Annotated in this window: 13 protein-coding genes; all 13 read right to left on the bottom strand. The window is 36.8% G+C overall.

All coding sequences use genetic code 11. From position 1 onward, the window contains the following. Positions 1–298: 298 nt before the first annotated feature. Positions 299–1,588, bottom strand: a complete 1,290-nt coding sequence (locus IRZ80_RS04100) for a glycosyl hydrolase family 8 (RefSeq protein WP_194640289.1) — start codon at positions 1,586–1,588, stop codon at positions 299–301. A 42-nt stretch (positions 1,589–1,630) separates the two neighbouring features. Beyond that, a complete protein-coding gene (locus IRZ80_RS04095) occupies positions 1,631–2,554 on the bottom strand; it encodes an alpha/beta hydrolase (protein ID WP_194640288.1) in 924 nt (307 codons plus the stop codon). A gap of 53 nt (positions 2,555–2,607) precedes the next feature. Next, positions 2,608–3,456, bottom strand: a complete 849-nt coding sequence (locus tag IRZ80_RS04090) for a sialate O-acetylesterase (RefSeq protein ID WP_194640287.1) — start codon at positions 3,454–3,456, stop codon at positions 2,608–2,610. A 58-nt stretch (positions 3,457–3,514) separates the two neighbouring features. Then, the gene (locus IRZ80_RS04085; RefSeq protein WP_194640286.1) at positions 3,515–5,065 is read right to left on the bottom strand and encodes a carboxylesterase/lipase family protein; all 1,551 of its coding nucleotides are present in this window, start codon (positions 5,063–5,065) and stop codon (positions 3,515–3,517) included. 95 nt (positions 5,066–5,160) lie between these two features. Next, positions 5,161–6,399 carry an SGNH/GDSL hydrolase family protein gene (locus IRZ80_RS04080; protein WP_194640285.1) on the bottom strand — a complete coding sequence of 413 codons (1,239 nt, stop codon included), beginning with the start codon at positions 6,397–6,399 and terminating at the stop codon, positions 5,161–5,163. A gap of 14 nt (positions 6,400–6,413) precedes the next feature. Next, the gene (locus tag IRZ80_RS04075) at positions 6,414–9,374 is read right to left on the bottom strand and encodes a glycosyl hydrolase 115 family protein (protein WP_194640284.1); all 2,961 of its coding nucleotides are present in this window, start codon (positions 9,372–9,374) and stop codon (positions 6,414–6,416) included. 137 nt (positions 9,375–9,511) lie between these two features. Further along, positions 9,512–11,245 (bottom strand): glycoside hydrolase family 43 protein, encoded by a 1,734-nt coding sequence (locus IRZ80_RS04070; protein ID WP_194640283.1) that lies wholly within the window; start codon positions 11,243–11,245, stop codon positions 9,512–9,514. A 59-nt stretch (positions 11,246–11,304) separates the two neighbouring features. Then, positions 11,305–12,657, bottom strand: a complete 1,353-nt coding sequence (locus tag IRZ80_RS04065) for a family 43 glycosylhydrolase (RefSeq protein WP_194640282.1) — start codon at positions 12,655–12,657, stop codon at positions 11,305–11,307. Positions 12,658–12,759: 102 nt separating this feature from the next. Next, positions 12,760–14,115: a glycoside hydrolase family 43 protein gene (locus tag IRZ80_RS04060; RefSeq protein ID WP_194640281.1), complete on the bottom strand. Its 1,356-nt coding sequence runs from the start codon at positions 14,113–14,115 to the stop codon at positions 12,760–12,762. Between the two features lie 45 nt (positions 14,116–14,160). Continuing rightward, a complete protein-coding gene (locus tag IRZ80_RS04055) occupies positions 14,161–15,474 on the bottom strand; it encodes a glycoside hydrolase family 43 protein (protein WP_194640280.1) in 1,314 nt (437 codons plus the stop codon). A gap of 14 nt (positions 15,475–15,488) precedes the next feature. Continuing rightward, positions 15,489–18,083: a xylan 1,4-beta-xylosidase gene (gene xyl3A / locus IRZ80_RS04050; RefSeq protein ID WP_194640279.1), complete on the bottom strand. Its 2,595-nt coding sequence runs from the start codon at positions 18,081–18,083 to the stop codon at positions 15,489–15,491. A 49-nt stretch (positions 18,084–18,132) separates the two neighbouring features. Next, complete coding sequence (locus IRZ80_RS04045) at positions 18,133–19,701, bottom strand: glycoside hydrolase 43 family protein (protein ID WP_194640278.1); 1,569 nt, start codon at positions 19,699–19,701, stop codon at positions 18,133–18,135. 29 nt (positions 19,702–19,730) lie between these two features. After that, positions 19,731–20,690 carry a glycoside hydrolase family 43 protein gene (locus IRZ80_RS04040; protein ID WP_194640277.1) on the bottom strand — a complete coding sequence of 320 codons (960 nt, stop codon included), beginning with the start codon at positions 20,688–20,690 and terminating at the stop codon, positions 19,731–19,733. Positions 20,691–20,729: the final 39 nt, after the last annotated feature.

Here is a 20,729-nt window from a genome sequence, read left to right as displayed (position 1 = left end):
TGGAGCAGTAACATTGGGTATTTTAAGCAAGATTGGTCCCGCTCTTCGCTGCAATCTTGTGGGCTGAACCCCAGCCCACAAGGATTTCCACTGCGATCGGGGCTAAAGAGAAACACTTGTGCTCTTTTGCCATTATTTATAAAAACAATTTAAGGTTTAACTAATTCTATTAATTTATCTTATATAAAAACAACAAGCTTTACTGATAATTCATTAGCTAAATAATAACTCCGATAAATTGTAAACTATGAGAATTCTAATTTTTAATTACTCAATCTAATCGCAGATAATACTTAATCTATTTAGTCTGAGGAGTAATTATCTGATAATTACCGCTCAAATGCATCAGACTAAAAAGATACATTAGACCATCATAATAAGGGTCAAAATAGCCATCCTCATACGGTTCAAGCTTAGCGTTCCAGACTGCATGCACAAAATCCAAGCTTCCCTTTTCATCATTTATCATTGCTGTCGCAGCAGCTGTTGAAACTAACCCAATCGAGTGCCTTAATTTTTTCACAGTACCCGCCTGCAGAATAAATTCTGGAGCTGAACCGTCAAGATTAAACTGATCCTGATACGTATCCATTCCTTTAGATCTCAAAAACTTTTGAAACTTCACGGCATATTCTTTCTGCCATTTTTTGTCTTTACCAAACCAAGCATAATCCATTGCAATATTCATTGGAACACGCCAGGAATCATAACGAAATCCTGCCGGCATCCATGGAGTTACATGGGGCTTACCATCAAATTCTGTATAATCAGAATTCAGACCCGTTACCGGATGTGTCGCTTTATGAAAAAACACTCTTGAAGTATCGGCACAATCCCTATAAAATTGCTCATGTCCATCTTTTGCATATTCAGCCCATATTTCATAAAAAGCGGGTAAATGATAAGACGGATCTGTCCAATTGTAATTTCTCCCTTCAGGTACAAAACTTATTTGCTTATGCTCAGTATTAATCAGATTATAAATATTGCCTGTTCCGTCTTTTTTCCACATAGCATCCAGTATTCGTCTGGCTTCCTTGTAATAATTAATGCCGGTATTATTACCCCATCTGTTTGAAGCAAACAAAAGACTGGTTATGTAATACAGTTCTCCATCAGATGCAGATCCTGGAGAATTCTGCTTCATCGTAACCGGATTAAGACTCCACGCAAAATACCCCTCACGAGGACCGCTTTGATGCTGCAGATAGGCTTTAGAAAATCGCCAGATTTTATCAAAAATATCTTTTTTATTCAGCTGCACTGCCACCATCATTCCATATGACATTCCTTCTGTTCTTGCATCCTTATTTTTCACATCCGATACATAAGCCATCGTATCACCAACTGTGAAATAAACACGGCTGGGGCCTTCAAAAACATCGTGATAAGCTTTAGAAAGTTTTCCATCAATAGCTGCTTTTTTATAGCCTGCTTCTAAAAAAATGTTTCTGTATTTTATATTTTCAAATGCTCCTTTTGAGTTCTTTTTCCCTTGAGCAGAAAGCACATTCGAAGAAACAATAACAGCTAATAAAAAAAAGCCTGCCAGATAAATGCTTTTGTATAGATATTTTTGGTTTGTCATTTTATAGAGTTGATTAGTAATTCAAAATAATGCTGTAACAAATCATTTTTTCAGCCAGGCATTACTCTCCAGCCAGCTAAACAGCGGTTCCATCCATCCCGGATGTTTAAAAATAAATCCATGATCCCCTTTTGGATAGATATGCATCTCAACTGGCACTTTATAATTTCTCAATTTTTCAAAATAGACAATACTGTTATCCACATCTACTACCTTATCATCAGCAGTATGTGTCAAATATGCCGGAGGGGTATTAGCCTGAACCTGCAGCTCATTTGAAAAAAAATTGACAACTTCATCACTTGGATTTTTCCCCAGTAAATTATCCCTTGAACCTGTGTGTGTCAAAGCATTTGTCATACTGATTACAGGATACACCAAAATCTGGAAATCTGGACGAAGGCTTGTATTCTCTTTATTTTCTATATAGGATTTTTCAAAATGAGTTGCGGCGGCAGAAGCCAAATGTCCGCCTACTGAAAAGCCCATAATTCCAATTTTATTTTTATCCAATCCCCATTTTTCAGCATTATCCCTTACTAATTTAATGGCCTGCTGTGCATCTTGCAGCGGACCTATTTTTTTATCCGTCATGATTGCGTCATTTGGCAGTCTGTATTTAAGTACAAATGCTGCAATACCTTTTTCAGCCAAAGCTTTAGCAGTGCTTACCCCTTCTCCATCATAAACCACAACAGAATAACCGCCTCCTGGAATAATAATTACCGCTGCTCCCGAAGTTTTTTCAGCATTCGGTTTAAAGTATTCAAGAGTTGGAACTGTTACATCTTTATACATTCCTATTCCTGACTCTTTTACAGCCGATGGTTTTGAGTTGGGAATTGCAGACGAATATAAAGTGATTATTTCCTGTGCCTGAGCAAAAACTGACAGCAGTACAAAATGCAATACTAGAAGTAGTCTTATATTACTGCTGTCACAAAAAACTTTATTTGGCTTTTTCATTTGGTAAACTTTATTTGGCTGATTGGCAGTAAAATCATTGCTGAAATTCTATATTATTTAGACGCTTTATTTTTTGCTAACGAAAGCATATTCTCAGCATATCGTTTTCCTAATTCTCTATAGCCGGCAGCATCAAAATGCAGATTGTCTTTGGCAACGGTGCATCCGCTGGATGAAATCACATAAGAATTAGGGATTGTTTTTGGGAGAGCCGCAATAATTGTATTCATGCTGGCACATATTCCGCCTTGGTCAGCATTAACGGTTTCTCCAGCTAGCAGCGGTACATTTTTAGGATTCAGCTTAAGATCTTTCATCAAATTGTCATACACAATTTTGACCTTTTTTGTCCAAAGCGTATCCCCAGTATTCGATTCGCCCTGATGCAGTAAAATTCCTTTAATCACACCGTCTTTCTGGGCAATTTTTGCCATTTCAACCAATCTTGCATAAGGATTTCCATCATACTCTTTGACCATTCCTTTCATCCAGTCTGGAGCAGTTGTCATGTATGCTTCATATTTTTCTTTATCAAAAAGCTCAATTTTACAGCCTCCAACTGCTACATTAATAATCCCAACTTTTACATTTTTGGGAAGATTGGCGACCATTGTTCTTCCAAAATAATCGGTTAGCGTCAAACCTGTCTTGCATCGGCATAATGGCGGAACAGCTGTGTACCATTTCCCTTTTTCACGTTTAAGCTCCGGGCAGTTTACTGTTTCCAAAACCTGAAAACGCCCATCAACTTCTACAGTGTCCTGAGGTTCAATTTTAGCATTCCCTTCCATATTAGACTGGCCAAAACTCAGGTAGATCTGGAAATTAGGGTTTTGTGAAAACATTGTGTTTGCGGTAAATAATAAGATGGCAAACATTATTAGGCTGATATTATTCTTCATAGTTTAATGGTCAATTAAGCAGTTAGCATTTATAATTTAGTATAATTTGAAATAGAATTTATTTTGCCCAAGCTTCGCCTTCTGGTGTACGCCTCCACGAAAAATACGAATCTAAAACCTCTAGTGATTTTAAACTTGGAACTGGACCAGTGTAGGCACTATTATTGAAATACATTAACTTGGGATCCGAATTGTTAAAAGCCGGCCAGCTAGGAATATCTTTGCCGTTAGGGTCACCATACTTTGCAAAGTTTGTCCAATAAGTTCCCATTAGATCTGAAACGGCTAAATCTGACTTGCTCGTTTGTGGGTTTGATTTATCTAAATTCTCAAAAACATACGCTACCTCCTGACCATGGTAAGAACCAAAACCATAGTATTGTGAATCTTTAGGATGATCTGGATGCTGATCAAAATAGTAAAAAAACACTTTTGACTTTCCCGTTTTTGCCTGAAGTCTCGCCCAAGACCATGTCTGCCAGCCAAAAGCAGCATCGCGGGATAAATCACGAGCCGTTTTAGGAACTGAAGAATCGCCCACAGGATAAGCTCTTAAAAGATTTTCTGCGAATTTACCATAGCGCGTTTCTACACTCCTGATAAATTCCTTTGGGTCTTTGGTTCGTGTAAAACTTGCCCCTTCATCTGAATTGTAACCAATAAGAACGGGAATATCATTATATCTGCCCGCTTCATATAATCTGTATTGATCGTCTGGAATTACCCACCCGTCAGTAATGGGCCAACCTCGCCCTGCAGGGAGTTTATCAGCCTCAATCGACCTTAATTTTTCAATTGAAGCCACTCCGGCATTTTTCATATAATCCACTCCTTCATTTTCAGCTGTCTTAAGTGTTTTCATGTTTTCACCTGGATACGTTGTAAGTCTTGAAGGACCGAATGAACCGCCGCTTTGTGATATAGCACCATTAAACAGCCCTTTTGCCAAAGGCGAAGCACATAACATACTTACTGCAATACCTCCTGCTGATTCTCCAAAAATGGTTACTTTATTTGGATCGCCTCCAAAAGCAGCAATGTTCTCTTTTACCCACTGCAGACCTGCAATCATATCCAGTAAACCGTAATTTCCTGAAACATTTTTTGGATTTTCAGCGCTCAGTTCCGGATGCGCCATAAAACCTAACTGTCCGACGCGGTAGGCAATACTTACCAATATAACACCTTTTTTGGCTAAGTTTTTACCGTTGTAGGAGGCTTCAGAAGTTGCACCTGCTCCAAATCCGCCTCCATAAATCCATACCAGTACCGGAACTTTTTCTTTTGCAGATTTAGCTGGTGTCCATACATTCAGGTAAAGACAATCCTCGCTTTTTCCAGAAGGCGGATTTCCACCTTGAATTGGGCCAGGCGCAAATTTATTTACCTGCAGCACACCATCCCACTTTTTTACTGGCTGAGGAGCACGCCATCTAAGATCTCCAACCGGCGGTTTTGCAAATGGAATTCCTTTGAAAACCAGTAATCCATCTTCAGCAGTTCCTAGCAACTGACCTTGCTTCACTTGAACTTGTGTTGTTAGCGATTGGGCAATTGTACTCGAAAAAGTCAAAGAGGTTAATACTACAGCTATAAATATATTTCTCATAAGTAATTTTCTTTTGATTTTATAGTATTTTCTATTTAAAACTATTCTTGAATTCAAGTTTTTTATTGATTTTTTACAAAAGCTAACTCATAGCTTTATTTGAATAAACCTAAATCTATGGCTTCGCCCATTCTTTTGTAACCCAATTCATTTGGATGTAAAAAATCCTTATCATGCATATTGGGTAAAATAGTTTTTGAGCCAGGCTCTGAAGCCATTGCTGCATCAAAATCAATTACAGCATCAAAACCATTATTTCCTCGAATCCATGCATTTACAATATCTCTGGCTTCTTGTCGATAAGGCGCATCATAAAATGATTTTTCAAACGGCAGAATAGTACAGCCATACACTTTGATTCCCTTAGCGTGTGCTTTGTCGATCATCACTTTATAGGCAGCAATCAATTCCTGTGCCCTTACTGGAGCTTCTTCAGCAGTTTTAATCCCTCCAATATCATTTATACCTTCAAGAATTACTAACCATTTTGTTCCAGCCTGAGAAAGTACATCTCTGTCAAATCGATTCAATGCTGTTGGACCTAATCCGCCTCTGACAACACAGTTTCCTCCAATTCCTAAGTTCAAAACTCCAATATGTTCTGTTCCTTTATTTTCCAATAAACGTCCAGAAAAAATATCAGTCCATCTGTTCTGTTTATTAGTTCCTGAACCTCGTCCATCAGTAATAGAATTCCCTAAGCAGACAATATTTGCCGATTTTTTAGGTGCAATAACATCCACTCCCATAATTGAATACCAATGGTCTGTCTTCACCGCACCCGAAAAAGCAGCGTTGTTCAGATTATCTCCCTCCAAAATATAAGACGTTGTTCGGGAACCCGGATGCCCGGATGTTTTTTGCGAAGCAGTCCCATAATGAATAGTTATCGCTAAAAGCTGGCCTGGCTGCAGCACAAAATCAAAAGCATCTGAAAACACTTCTTCCTGAGGGTTCATTGTTACTCCCGGATTTCCTTTGAAGCTGAGTGTCTTTTGCGTAGCTGCATCAATAGCCGGAGCATCAGCAACATTTGCAATACTTACCGATTTTAAAACAGTTGGCTGATCACTATATATATTTGAAAAGTGTAACCTCAGCTTTTTCCCTCCAATTGAAACCCTGATAATCTGCCTTAATGTATTTTCAGCCAAACCTGGAGCAGGCGGCATATTATTGGGTTCAACAAGCATTTGTGCCGCAGCCCAAGTTCCTACCCAATTTTGAGTATTGGATTTTTCAATTCCATTTACGGCTGTTTGACTGGATTTACATCCCTCCAAAATAATGAGGAGACTAAAAAACAAAACCCATTTGATATGTTGCTTTTTCATATTGAATCTAAAAATTATTTTGCATTATACTGATTTGGAACTGGTCCAAAATAACTGGGATACCTATTATTTGGGTTGATAACAATGTTGTCAATCACTACTTCTGGATCAATCATAAAGATTTTCAAGGTATGAATACCCGGTTCGCTTACTTCTAATGCTGTATCAAGCCACCTCATATTGTCAAAAATATCGCTTCGCCGTTCCTTACCACTGCCGTTCAAATAACAATCTCTGTTTAAAGGAGGAAGTGGTTTTAACACTTTTGAGTTCGCTAAATTACTTGGGGTATATTCGTTGAACTCATCAACCATACCTTTTCGAGCATCAATAATTTGGGGTGTTTGATTATCTAAAGCAACTGCAATTCTCAATCCACGAGTTGGATTAACATCCTGCACAGGAAGAATACCTAAAAAAACTTTTGCTTTTCCTTTTTCAGAAAGTAAGACTTTATATTCTAATCGAGGAGCTGTTTCTACAGTTGCACTTGGTGCATTTGCTGGATAAATTCCCATACTCGCTTCTGATCTTCCTAAATCTGATAAAGCAATCCATTTTGCATTCTTTCCTGGTATATTAGCATTGTATTTATTTGAAGGAATAGAAAATTCTCCCGTTAAACTCCCAAAATAAGGTTCGTTAATTTTTGGCTGATCTGCTTTTACAGCGTCAAGCTGAACAGATACTATATTATTTCCTTGACTAACTTCAATCACACCATCAAAAGTTCCATCGGCTAAAATATTCCAGTCTATATCTACCTGAATACGTGTTTCTTTTTCAACAACCCCTTTAGACTGACTTAATTTAATCCAAGGTTTATTTGCTTTAACAACAAATTCAAATTTTCCAAGACCACGGTTAAATACGTCAATATAATAACTGGATTTAGCCAATCCGTCAAATACAGGCAATATTGCTTTATCAGTAGCATTCGGCCATGATAATTCAGATCCTTCTATAGCGACACCCATCGTTGGCTCAGCTAATGGAGTTATTTCTTTCATCTCAGGAAGTTGATTAGCTTTAGGCATAGACCACATTGTATACCCCATGTGAACGTCACTCATCATATTCTTCCACTTCCCTTTGGACATTGTATCATTGTAGTAATCACTCATTTTTTTATCTTCTTCAAAAAGATCCTGAGCACGTTTGTAAAAATCATTTGCACTTACTCTGCCTTGTTTTGCAAAAAGCCTGTTTTTATCGGCTGCCAGAAAGATTTCAGCAACGCCGGCCGAAGCTTTCGCTGGATACAATACTAATTGATAATAAGCATCTTGAGCATCTGAAGGAATTTCTGATTTTAATTTTTCTGCTTTATCAGTTACTTCCCTCCATAGTTTTAATACTCTATCCGATTCATGGTTATTGACAACGCTAAAAATATTAGCAACCTGTACTTCAGGTTTACGCCAAAGATTATATTTGGTATACTTTGAAACTATATCTGCAATCTCTTCAGCATGTTCTTTTCCAAAAATTCTCTTAGCCCAATCAACTGTATAATTCCAAGTTTTATCCGCTGGGATTCCATCTGGATTCCAGGCAAAACGCATAATAAAATCAATAGGAAGTTCTTTAGGCTTTAAGTCACCAACATTAACTATCCATAATTTATCAAGACCTGATTGATAAGCCAAATTAAATTGTTCTTGCAGTTTAGGAATTGTAGTAGTGTTAAGCCAACGATCATTCCAAGGACCTCCGTTCATATCAATATGATAGTACAATCCACCCCCTCCTATTCTATTCTTTTCCTTTTCTGGATAAGTACGTCGTATTTGTCCCCAGTTATTGTCACAGAATAAAAGAATAACATCATCCGGAACTGTCATGCCTGCATCGTAATAACGCTGCACTTCTGTAAATATAGCCCAAACTTGAGGGTGATTTTCAGGAGGATGATTATATACTTTTTGAATAATTCCTCTTTGCTTTTTTATAACATTCTGCAAAGTGCTAATGTTCTTTAAATCGTCACCTTGTCCCATTGCCACATCACCTTCGCCACGCATTCCAATGGTGATTAAGTTATCAAAATTTTTATTGCGTTCTAATCCATCGTAAAAAAATTGACTAATATTCTTTTCATTGGTTTCAAAGTTCCATTCCCCAATTTCTTTTTTTCTATCTGTATATTCTTTTTGCGAACGCATCATCGGTTCATGATGTGAAGTTCCCATCACAATGCCATATTCATCAGCAACTACGGGATTCAGCGGATCGTCTTCATTAAATGATTTTCCCCACATTGCTGGCCATAAATAATTGGCTTTCAAACGCAAAAGTAATTCAAACATAGTGGCATACATTTTGGAATTTATTCCTCCGTAATTTCCTCTTGCCCATTGTGCAAATGAAGGTTCCTCATCGTTGATAAATATGCCGCGGTATTTTACTTTTGGCGAATTTTGAATGTATGTTCCATGCTTAATGTAAAGTTCTTTTACTTTTTTAATTGGAACATCAGCCCAAAAATACCATGGAGAGACGCCAATTTTTTCCGAGATATCATAAATTCCATAAATAGTCCCCCGTTTATCACTGCCTGCTACTATTAACTGACCGTCTACTGTCTGAATTAAAAATGATTCCCACTGTCCTTTTATACCAGAAACATCAATTTTTTTAGCAGCTATTAATTTATCAATAATCTGGCTTTTACCGATAGTTCCTACCACAATAGAATTCTTTTCAGATTGTATGCTTTCAAAAACCTGAGAAGATTCCCCTGTTACTTTTCGGACATCATCTCCTAAATCTTTCGCAGCGCGGACAACTCCTTTCCAATCACTTGGATCAACATAAATAGAAGCTGATTTACCATTAGCCGCAATTGTAAAAGCATGTGTTTCCATTTGATGCAAAACATATTGAGGAGGTGTTTGCTGGACACTTTTTTTAATTGACTGACCAAATGTATTTGCCATTAAAAACAATACTGCTGATAACGTATAAAATTTCATTTTCAATTGAATCATAATTGATTATAAATAGATTTAAGACAGCCTATAAGCGAGACTTTACATTAAAAATTACAGTATCAAAGACCCCAAAATTAAAATCCCTTCGGGGTCTGTAACTTAAAAACTGCATCTTCTCTTTACTGAGGCTGAGCATCATTAGCAGCAGTTGCATATAATCCTACCAATGCGCCTGTAAACCCTCCTGCAGCATTAGTTGAAAGAATATCTCCAGAAACTGCTCCTCCTAAATTCTGAAAGTCAATACCATCAATTGAATAGCTAAATTCATAACTGTCTCCTGTTGCTTTTACCTGCAGACGGATTGGTTTTTTGATGTCAATTTTTGTACTTGCAATAATTTTAGACTCCCCTTTTTCTGTTCTTTCTAACAAAATATAAGTATCATTTCCTTTTTTGGTGATACCAAAAACATAATTAAACTTCTCATTTTGCAGACATGTAATACCTGCCAAATCTTTTTCGGAAGCTGGTTTGTAATCAATTGTTGTGGCAAAAGTGAAACTATTGTGCTGCTGTCTGTAAAAAAGCGTCGAAGTAGGTTTAACTTCTTTAATGTTTACTTCAAATGGATTAATCTGCAGTCCTTTTTTAGTTACCGAAATAAAATTTTCGCGTGGCCCTCTTAATCCTATCCATCTGTAATCTAATTTATTGGAAGTAAAATTTTCTTCGAAAGTAAAATTTCCATTAGGAAAAAATCCATCCTTTCCGGTTTTATTTTCAGCTCCGTTTGGCGTTTTTAATTTTGGTTCCATTGGAACTAATCCGTTTTCAAAAACAGGAAACGTTCCAGACCAGTCCACAGGAAGCATAAACGTTTCGCGTCCTGCATTTACTCTGTCTTTTTCATTAGGGCGTATTCCTAAAAATACTCCGTAATACTTATTATCCGGTCCTAATACTAAATCAGCATGTCCTGCCCAATCAATTTTATTAGCTCTGTCTTTTGGAAAATATCTTTGTGTTAGGATGGGATTGTTTGATGAAGGTTTAAAAGGACCTTTTGGGCTGTCACTGATGAAAATCACCTCACTATGATTGCCTCCTGTACCACCTTCAGCGCACATTAAATAATAACGACCGTCTTTTTTGTACAAATGCGGCGCTTCAATCCAAATAGGTTTTTTAGAAAGATCTACTCCTCCGTCAACAATAATTTTATCAGTACCCGGAATTACTTTGTCAGCTGCAGTATCATATTCCCATACTTTAATTACGCGGTGACCAATATAAAGTTCTTTGCCTTTATCCGGAGCATCATTGTGAACGATATAACCTTTTCCATTATCATCAAAAAAAATACATGGATCAATTCCTCCAAAATCTAGTTTAATTGGGCTTTCCCAGCCTTTCATCGGGTCTTTGGTTTTTACTATAATATTTCCCATATTCCCTGTAAAAGCTGTAACAATCATATAAAAAGTATCATTATGCGGATTGTAAGTTATCCCCGGAGCGTAGACTCCTGCACTGATACCCGTATCGTGCGGATTAAATTCGTTAACATTATTTAAAACTCCGCCTAAATCAGTCCAGTTTACTAAATCTTTAGAATGAAAAATAGGTACGCCGGGAAACATTGCAAATGATGAACAAACCATATAATAATCATCCCCTTTCCTTGTAATTGCCGGATCCGGATAACACCCCTGCAGCACCGGGGTATAAAACTCCCCTGCTTTTAATGGATTCTTTTTATATAACTGATCGTCCCCCTGATAAACCACTTTGGAAAACACTGGTGGATTTTTTGCTGTTTTACCTTTGAGCTTGTCTTTATCACCAATATTTGTGAAGGAAAACAAGCACATCATTAATGATGAAAATAAAACAATTTGTATCTTTTTCATTTCTAACTATTTATTTATTATTTATTAATTTTATTCTTTTCTAACTTTAGTTTGTACTGCTATTCAAATTTGATCCAATCAATTTCAATTTGATTATCACCTTTCGACAAAACAATCAAATTTTGAATACCGGATTCCATTGTCAATACTGGCGATTTTATTTCTGCCCAATTACTGCCTTTGGAAACAGTTACTTCAGCGATAATCGTTTGTTTTTTTTCTTTCGAAGCTATCTGCAGAACCCCGCCTTTTTCTGAAGAAACTTTTACAGTAACTGATTTTAATTTTTTCTGACCAAAATCAACATTATTATACTGTATCCATCCGCCTGACTGATTGAAAGCAGTTTTCCATCCTTTAAAGGAATTTTGACTGTCTAAAAATGAAATTGAAACTCTTTTATCGCTTATTTCAGAATATCGGTCAATTTGAATTTGATCCGTTGCTTCGGTGATTCCAACGCCTCTTAAAGTCGGAATCACTTTCTGAATAGTTCCGTCAGGATTGAAATTCAAATAATCAGCTCTGATTGATCTGGCTTTATCAAATTGAGGCAATAAATCGTTGTGGTGATAAAACAAATACCATTGCTTTTTAAATTCTATAATCGAATGATGATTAGTCCAGCATCCGGTAGGCGATTCATCCATAATAACGCCTGCAAATTTGAATGGACCTAACGGATTATCAGCTGTTGCATATTCTAAACGCTCAATTTTGTTTTCGACATGAGGATAGGTAAGATAATAAATTCCGTTTCTCTCAAATACATACGGTCCTTCTTTTAATCCTTTCGCAGGGAGATTCTCAAGTGTTTTCACCTCCGAATCTAATTCGGTCATGTTTTCCTTTAATTTGGCTCCATAAATATTTCCTCCAGACCAGTATAAATAAGCCTGTCCGTCTTTATCAATAAAAACATTAGGATCAATCCCACTGATTCCTTTTATCGGATTGGGTTCCGGCACATAAGGTCCTTCAGGCTTACTGGCAATGGCCACGCCTACGGTAAATCCTTTTTTATAATTAATGGTATCTTTTGGTATACTCGGAAAATAGAAATAATACTTACCCTTTCTTTCAATACAATCTGGTGCCCACATGCTGTAGCTATTGGGTTTAATCCAGGGAACTGAATTTTGCTGCACTATCATTCCGTGATCTGTCCAATGGGTTAAGTCAGCCGAAGAAAACACATGATAATCTTCCATACAAAACCAGTCTTTGCGTCCTTTCCCTTCAGCCGCAAGAATATCATGAGACGGAAATATATAAACTTTATCTCCAAACACTCTCGCAGAAGGATCGGCCGTAAACTGATCTCGGATAAGCGGATTTTGAGCAAAAGAAACTGTATTAATTATAAATACTAACACCATTTCAATTTTAAAAATACAGGTTAAATTCTTCATTTTATTTTACATTAATTGACTAAAATCCCTCCATTACATTTTTTAAGGAAACTGATACTTTAAATTGCTTCTTAAATACATAATTATCTGAATCCTTTTTTATTATTTAGAAAACATCCAATAATCAAAAAACATGATTTTGCTGGAAGCTTTTCCTTTAAACACAAAATAAACATCATGTATTCCTGTGACTTTCTGAATGCCTGTAGTCACTAATGCCCATCTGTCGTTTCCTCCTGTCATTGGGACTTTTATAGTTCCTATCAATTCACCATCCACACCGTCTAACCTTACTTCCATAGATACATCACTGTTGTGAGTTGTACCCATCCTTGCTGTAAATTTTGAAGCTCCATCTTTTCGGAAATCGACATCTTTAACTTTTGTAAAAGCATCATTTTTCATGGCGGTTATAAAAACACCTACTTCATTATTCTGCATAGCTTTTACATCTTTTGACCAAGCCATTGTTTCTGCTTCTGACTTAACATAAGGGTTGACAGTCGCAATTCCTTTTTTAATTCCTTCGGTCATATTCATCTGTTTAATGGTGCCATCCGGATTAAAAACGGCTTCTTCTACACATACTGATCTTGTAAACCCTCCACCTCCAGGCAATGCACCATTATGATAGAAAAAATACGACTTGCCTTTAAAATCAATAACACCGGGATGATTTGTAAAACTTCCTCCCTGAGTAGGCATTACAACGCCTTGATATTTCCAGGGACCTATCGGACTTTTGCTTGTCGAATAACCTATATGTTCTGAAATTGGACCTCCCGCAAAAAACAAATAATACAATTTGTTTCTTTTATAAAGCCAGGGTCCTTCTTCATAAGTTGTAGGCCTGCGGGAATCTTCTTTTCCTATGCGTTTTCCAAATGCTTCAATAGTGTTTGGGAATGTTTTTATTTCGTCATTATAAGAGATCATGTCTTCGTTCAATTTCACATAATGGCATACAGGATTTCCCCATAATAAATAAGCCTGTCCATCATCATCAACAAAAACCGTTGGATCGATATCGGCATTGCTGTTTTGAATTAGTGGTTTTCCTAAAGGATCTGTGAAAGGTCCGTAAGGGCTATTTGACACTGCGACTCCAATACCATTTTTCCCCTGACGATCGGTTATTGGCGCATATATATAAAACTTGCCTTCTCTTTCTATACACTGAATTGCCCAAGCATTCATCTTTGCCCAGCTAAAATCTTTGTATGACAGCACCGCGCCATGATCTGTCCAGTTTACCATGTCTTCGGTGGTGTATAACTTCCAGTCATTCATCGTAAACCAAGTCGATTCATCTTCGTCATGGGAAATATACAAATACACTTTGCCATTATACACCATCGGCGCGGGATCGGCGGTATAACTAGTCTGTACGACAGGATTTTGAGAAAATCCAATCATAGGAATTATATATACCAAAAGCTTAATTTTTTTTAAGTACATTTTTTATTTATTAACTTTTTTAGATTGTTTTTAAATTAAATGGGATTATTCAAATAGCCACCAATCTAAATTAAACATAGATTTCTCATTCCCTTTGAACACAAAAAACAGATTATGCAAGCCTTTTACCTTTTTAACTTTAGCATTAAATTCTTTCCAGGTATTTAAATCCCCGGTACTTTTTATAACACAAACACCCAGAAGTTCGCCTTCTTTAGTATCTAAATGGATTTCTATTTTTCCTCCCAAAATGGAAGAGGCACTAACTTGGAAACTTTTTGGTTCTTTATCAAAATTAACAGCCTGTATATCAATATAATCGTTGTTGTCTATTTTAGTCACAAATACACCTTTTTCATTAGTTGCATCCGACTTCACTCCTTCACTCCATGCCATGGTTTCAGCTTCAACACGTTTAAAAGGATTAATTGTTCCAACTGGTTTTGGTCCATCAACAGACCAGTACGATAAGGCTTGTATTGTTCCGTCGGGATTATAAATGATTTCGTCCATATCCACAGAACGTCTTTCATAAAACGTAGCAGTTTCTCTTTTTATTAAATCATAACTATGACCAAAAACATAAGATTTACCTTTATAATCAATTATCCCAGGGTGATTACCTCTTGTTTTCTCACTGGCTTGAACGACCATTCCTTTATATTCCCAAGGTCCTGCTGGGGAATTACTTATCGCGTATCCAATCCCTTCCGGACAGCAAGTTGAGGCGTAAGACATATAATAATGTCCTTTGCGTTTATAAACCCAAGGCCCTTCCTGATAGTTCCTTGGTTTAGTAGGTTCTTTGACAACTTCTCCAGAGGTCGAAATCATGTCTTCATTTAATTTCACATAATATACATCTGGATTTCCCCAATATAGATAAGCTTGTCCGTCATCATCAATAAGTGGTGTTGGGTCAATATCATTCCAAATATGATTGTCCTCAATCAATCGTTTTCCCAGTGGATCTTTAAACGATCCATAAGGACTATCGGATACTAATACACCTATTCCCTGCCCGTGCATGGGAGCGTAAATATAAAATTTACCATTTCTCTCTATACATTGAATCGCCCAGGCACCATTGTCATGCTTTACCCAGCTGAAATCGTTCAGTGAAGCAACAATACCATGATCGGTCCAGTTTACCATATCTGTTGAAGTATAAAGCAGCCAATCCTTCATTTTGAATCCAGTGGCATCATCTTCATCATGGGATGTATATAAAAACACTGTATCATTATGTACCATCGGAGCAGGATCGGCAGTATATTTGGTTTGAATAATAGGCTTCTGAGCAAACCCCAGCATGGGAATACTACAAAATACTAAAAGGCATTTCTTTTTAAAATTCATTTTTTTTAACTGTTTTATTTAATATAAATGGTAGTCATTTTTAAATCTTTAACATCCGAACTATTACCATAATAAACTTCATATTCACCTGATGCCACATTCATTTTATTAATTTTAGTATCATAAAACTCAAATGAAGAAGCCGGTAAATCGATCGTAACATTTTGTTTTTCGTCCGCTTTCAGATTGATTCTTTTAAAAGCTTTTAATGTTTTTAATGGACCGTTGGAATCATTTAATTTTCGGACATACACCTGAACAATTTCAGTTCCATCACGTTTACTGATGTTTTGTATTGGAAAACTTAACTGCGTGTTTTCAGTCGGTTTTATATTTGTCTTGCTTAATGTGCCTGAGCCAATATTAAATTCAGAGTAACTTAAGCCAAAACCAAAAGGAAATAAAACATCTGTTGTATATCTGTAAGTACGGTTCTTCATTGAATAATTTTCAAAATCACCTAGTATCTCTGAATTTTTATAAAATGAAACCGGCAGTTTTCCAGCAGGATTATAATCTCCAAAAAGTACATCGGCAACAGCCTGACCGCCCGATTCTCCTGGATACCACGCCTGTAAAATAGCATCACAGCTCGCGGTTTCAGGCGTCAAAGCAATAGCCGAACCGGAACAGTTTACAAAAACTACTTTTTTGCCGGCATCTTTGAGTTCTTTCAAACATTTTCTCTGAACAGATGGAAGCTCAATATTTGTACGGTCACCGTCTTTAAAACCCGGATAAGAAACAGGCATTTCTTCGCCTTCAAGCAAAGTCGAAAGTCCGCCTACAAAAACTACCGTATCGATACCTTTTAATTTTTGAACCAATTTGCTGAAATCGATATCAAATCCTTTTCCAAAATCGAATTCTAGATTGGCCTGCCAATTGTTTGACTGAGCATAAAGAATTTCAATTTTATATTTTTTCCCAGCCTCTACAACAAATGGAATATTAGAAGGAACTGTCCGCCAATTATTGGCTTTTGAAATTGATTTCCCGTTCACTAACAATTCAAAAACACCGGTAATCCCAGTTTTAAAAACAAGTGTATCGTTATGTTTCGCTGTATATTCTGTTTCATACTTTGCAGAAAATCCTTCCAGCTTAACCCCTGAAGCAAACTCGTGCTGACCCGCAGTAGTCATTTTTATAGGATTAACAATCTGCTGAGAAATTACACTAGCGCCCTCTCTGTTTGGATTGTTCCAATAAGTGGCTTTCATTCCTTTTTTCCCTTCAAATGAAATTTGGTCAAAATAAGTCTGAGTTACTTTATCTTCTACTAAATCACAGGCTTTATCATAAACGATTTTGTTTGCTCCTATTTTGGATTCAATTCCATCTTTTATCGTAATGGTTCTAACGGGTGTACCATTATAATTTCCCCATAACACAGGTTCATTATCAGCGTTTGGACCAATAACCGCAATTTTGTCTGCTGTTTTGTTTAAAGGAAGAACATTGTTTTTATTCTGCAGAAGCGTCATTGTTTTTTGAGCCATTTCAAGTGCCAACTGCTGATGTTCCTTATTGTTAAGAACCGAAGCAGGAATCTTTGTCCAAGGCACAATGGCATCATCGTCCATTTCACCTAAATCAAAACGCCCCACTAAAACACGAAGCAGACTTTTGTTAATATCAGATTCTTTAATTAAATCTTTTGCAACAGCTTCGGGCAAGTTTTTGAAAGGGTACTTCTCCCAAACACATTCTACGTCAGTTCCTGCAAGTACCGCTTTGGAAGCAGCATGTACCGCATCTGATGAAACTTTATGAGTAGTATAAAAATCAGTAACAGCTCCGCAATCTGAAACCACCATATATTTAAATCCCCACTCATCACGAAGAATACGCTGTAAAAGTCGGGTATTGCTGCAGCAAGGTTCATCGTCCAGACGCTGATAGGCACACATAACTTCCCTTACATCTGCATCCTGCACTAGAGCTTTAAATGCCGGCAGGTAGGTTTCATACAATTCTCTAGGATCTACACTGTTAAGATTTAATTCGTGCCTGCTCCATTCTGGGCCGGAATGAACAGCAAAGTGCTTTGCACAGGCCAAGAGCTTACGGTATTTAGAATCTGCCGGTCCCTGCAGTCCTTTCACAACTGAAATACCCATTCGTGAAGTAAGATAAGGATCCTCTCCATAAGTTTCCTGACCTCGTCCCCAGCGCGGGTCTCTAAAAATATTTACGTTTGGAGTCCATACTGAGAGACTTAAAAACCGTTTGTTTTCATTTCCGTTTTTAATCCACTGATTGTATTTTGCTCTGGCTTCATCAGATACGGCATCAAAAACACGATAAACAAACTGATCGTCAAATGAAGCTGCCATACCGATAGGTTCTGGAAAAACAGTTACATTATCATTATTTGCATAGCCATGCAAAGCTTCACTCCACCAGTTGAATTTTTTAATTCCAAGCCTTGGCACAGCATCAGACTGGTCGCACATTAATGCGGCTTTTTCTTCAAGTGTCAGTCTTAAAATTAAATCCTTAGCTCGTTCTTCTGAACTGAGAGAAGGATTCTGGTAAGGGTATTTCTGCGCATTTATGCTGGATATTGAAAATAAACTTATGATGATGAGACAATTAATTTTCATGCTTTTTTATATTATAATTTAATAGCTAAGCTTGTTATAAAAAGAAAAACTAATTCGTTTTCGAAATTTTATCACTGATATGGAAATAATCAAAATCCGCAAAACCACCTGTATCTTTGGTTGCATAATTGAAAAGCCCAAAACGGTATCCCATAAAATGCGGAAGTGTGTAGGGCAGTTTTATAGCATTCCCGATACTAATCCATTTTTTTCCATCCAGACTATAATAAAATTTTCCTATATCAGCCTTATCTTTGAAATTGCATTCGGCTTTAAAGTATACTTTGTCCTGATTTAAAGGAACACTTTCAATTTCTTTGGAAATATCAATCATTACGATTTTTTTAGAACCGTTTTCAGCTTTTACAGCTACCAGTCCGAAATCTTTCTGCAATAATGAAAGTCCTGCAAAATCGCCGTCTTTCATTTTTGAAACTTCAATCATTATTTCTCCTGAACTTTCCGGTCCAAAAGTTCTTTGTGTCAAAGTATTTTTGGCCTGAAGAAAACCGCTGTCTATTCTGCCTGTTTTTAATCTTAAATATCCTTTCTTTTCTGTAACAGACCAAAGTTTGTTGTCTGGATTGTGATTCCACTGCCACACTAATGGTAAATCACTTTCTCCATTTTTTCGGGTAAAATCATCAGAATTTACAATACCCGGAATAAGACTTTTATTAGCCGGTAAATCTAAATATTCAGGCACTTTTCCGTTTTCTCCTAATACAGGCCATCCATCTTCCCATTTAACAGGCACTAGATAGGGAATACGGCCTACGCCTCCTGCATCTCTAAATAAATAAGAAAACCATTTTCCGTCAGGAGTATCAATAAGTCCGCCTTGGGCAACACCTAAATCCTGCAAACCGATTTTTCCTTCCCAAGGGCCTTTAATATTGTCCGCCCGATGTATAACTACGGTACGCATTCCTCCTTTTGGCCAGGCGATATTAAACAGATAGTATTTTCCTTTCACCTTAAAAAGCTGAGAACCCTCCGAATTAAGCATAATATTACTTCCGGCCGGAGCGCTGGCGTTTTCAATTAATACCTGATCCAATCCTCCTTCTTTAATTCCCGATAAATCAGCATTTAATTCTTTTACAAAAAGTTTTCCGTTACCGTAAACCATATACACCCTGCCATCATCATCAAAAAAAATCGAATGGTCATGGTAAGAAGCATTTAAAACATTTTTTTTCCAAGGATCTTTTTCTAAATTTTTTGTGGAAAAAATATACGTTTTACCTGTTGTCCCAGAAAAAGTACTGACATAATAAGTGCCATTATGATAGCGCAGACTGCTGGCCCATGAACCTCTGCCATAATCATTTTTACCATTATCTAAATTCAGTTTATCATCATTATCCTCTAATGTTTGATACGCATAATTAATAAGTTTCCAATTTACTAAGTCGGTCGATTTCATAATTGGCACACCCGGATTCATGTGCATTGTAGTACTGCTCATGTAGTATGTATTCCCAACTCTAATGATAGATAAATCAGGCACATCTGCATAAATCACGGGATTTTTGGCTGTCGTTTTTTGAGAAAATACTGCCGTCTGCATAATTAAATTCAGGCAGGTAAAAATGATACTAATTTTATTTTTCATTGTATAAATTTGAATCTAAGGTGTATATTTTATTTTACTTTGGCTACGCCTTCAGTTGTCTGCACAATTTTTTGAATCGTTCCATCTTCATTATAATACATATAGTCTACGCAGACAGAACGTCTATAACTTCCTCCTGTAGGCAGACTTCCATTATGATAAAAAAAGTATGATTTCCCTTTATAGTCAATAATCCCTGGATGTGTAGTAAAACTGTTTGTCACATTATCTTGGATGATACCTTGATATGTCCATGGTCCCTCTGGTTTTGGAGCTGTGCAGTATTCTATCATTTCTGGTTTTGTACCAACGCTTGGATAAACTAGATAATACAGATTTTTTCTTTTATAAACCCATGGCCCTTCAATGTAATTTTTAGGTTTAAAAGTGGTGATCTCTCCCTCAGTTTCGATCATATTGTCTTTAAGTTTTACCCATTTACAGCTTCCATTACCCCAAAATAAATAAGCTTGTCCGTCATCATCAACAAATACGGTAGGGTCAATATCATCCCAGGCAAATTTCATGTCAGTAGTCATTTCGTTTATTACAAGAGCCTTACCAATAGCATCTTTAAAAGGACCTGTAGGACTGTCAGAAACAGCTACGCCAATTGCGGCACCGCCCCCGCTTACATCATCTTTTTTATGAAATGTAGAAACAAACCAGTAAAACTTTCCTTTTCTCTCCACACACTGCGCAGCATAAGCATCCCCAGTAGCCCAAGAAAATGTACTTGGCGAAAGCAGTGCTCCGTGATCTTTCCAGGCTGCCATATCTGTTGTAGAAAATACGTGCCAATCGGACATTTTATAATTCGTATCTTGTTCTGTTGCTACATCATGCCCTGTATACAAATACAATGTGCCTTTATGTACAAGCGGCGAAGGATCTGCAGTAAAAATATTTTTTATAATAGGATTTTGTGCTGTCATTCTAATCATTGACAAACCACAGAACACCAATAGAATTTTAATCTTAAATTTCATATTATCCTTTTTTAGTTTCTAATTATCTATTCTGATTTC

The sequence above is a fragment of the Flavobacterium sp. HJJ genome, from assembly GCF_015351475.1.
Classification (GTDB): Bacteria; Bacteroidota; Bacteroidia; order Flavobacteriales; family Flavobacteriaceae; genus Flavobacterium; species Flavobacterium marginilacus.
Note: the sequence above shows the minus strand (reverse complement) of the source record. Positions and strands in the feature narration are given on the sequence as shown.

Excerpts from the sequence above, each read along its gene's own strand:
- IRZ80_RS04100 (WP_194640289.1), bottom strand. The coding sequence starts at position 1,588 with ATGACAAACCAAAAATATCTATACAAAAGCATTTATCTGGCAGGCTTT.
- IRZ80_RS04095 (WP_194640288.1), bottom strand. The coding sequence starts at position 2,554 with ATGAAAAAGCCAAATAAAGTTTTTTGTGACAGCAGTAATATAAGACTA.
- IRZ80_RS04090 (WP_194640287.1), bottom strand. The coding sequence starts at position 3,456 with ATGAAGAATAATATCAGCCTAATAATGTTTGCCATCTTATTATTTACC.
- IRZ80_RS04085 (WP_194640286.1), bottom strand. The coding sequence starts at position 5,065 with ATGAGAAATATATTTATAGCTGTAGTATTAACCTCTTTGACTTTTTCG.
- IRZ80_RS04080 (WP_194640285.1), bottom strand. The coding sequence starts at position 6,399 with ATGAAAAAGCAACATATCAAATGGGTTTTGTTTTTTAGTCTCCTCATT.
- IRZ80_RS04075 (WP_194640284.1), bottom strand. The coding sequence starts at position 9,374 with ATGAAATTTTATACGTTATCAGCAGTATTGTTTTTAATGGCAAATACA.
- IRZ80_RS04070 (WP_194640283.1), bottom strand. The coding sequence starts at position 11,245 with ATGAAAAAGATACAAATTGTTTTATTTTCATCATTAATGATGTGCTTG.
- IRZ80_RS04065 (WP_194640282.1), bottom strand. The coding sequence starts at position 12,657 with ATGAAGAATTTAACCTGTATTTTTAAAATTGAAATGGTGTTAGTATTT.
- IRZ80_RS04060 (WP_194640281.1), bottom strand. The coding sequence starts at position 14,115 with ATGTACTTAAAAAAAATTAAGCTTTTGGTATATATAATTCCTATGATT.
- IRZ80_RS04055 (WP_194640280.1), bottom strand. The coding sequence starts at position 15,474 with ATGAATTTTAAAAAGAAATGCCTTTTAGTATTTTGTAGTATTCCCATG.
- xyl3A (WP_194640279.1), bottom strand. The coding sequence starts at position 18,083 with ATGAAAATTAATTGTCTCATCATCATAAGTTTATTTTCAATATCCAGC.
- IRZ80_RS04045 (WP_194640278.1), bottom strand. The coding sequence starts at position 19,701 with ATGAAAAATAAAATTAGTATCATTTTTACCTGCCTGAATTTAATTATG.
- IRZ80_RS04040 (WP_194640277.1), bottom strand. The coding sequence starts at position 20,690 with ATGAAATTTAAGATTAAAATTCTATTGGTGTTCTGTGGTTTGTCAATG.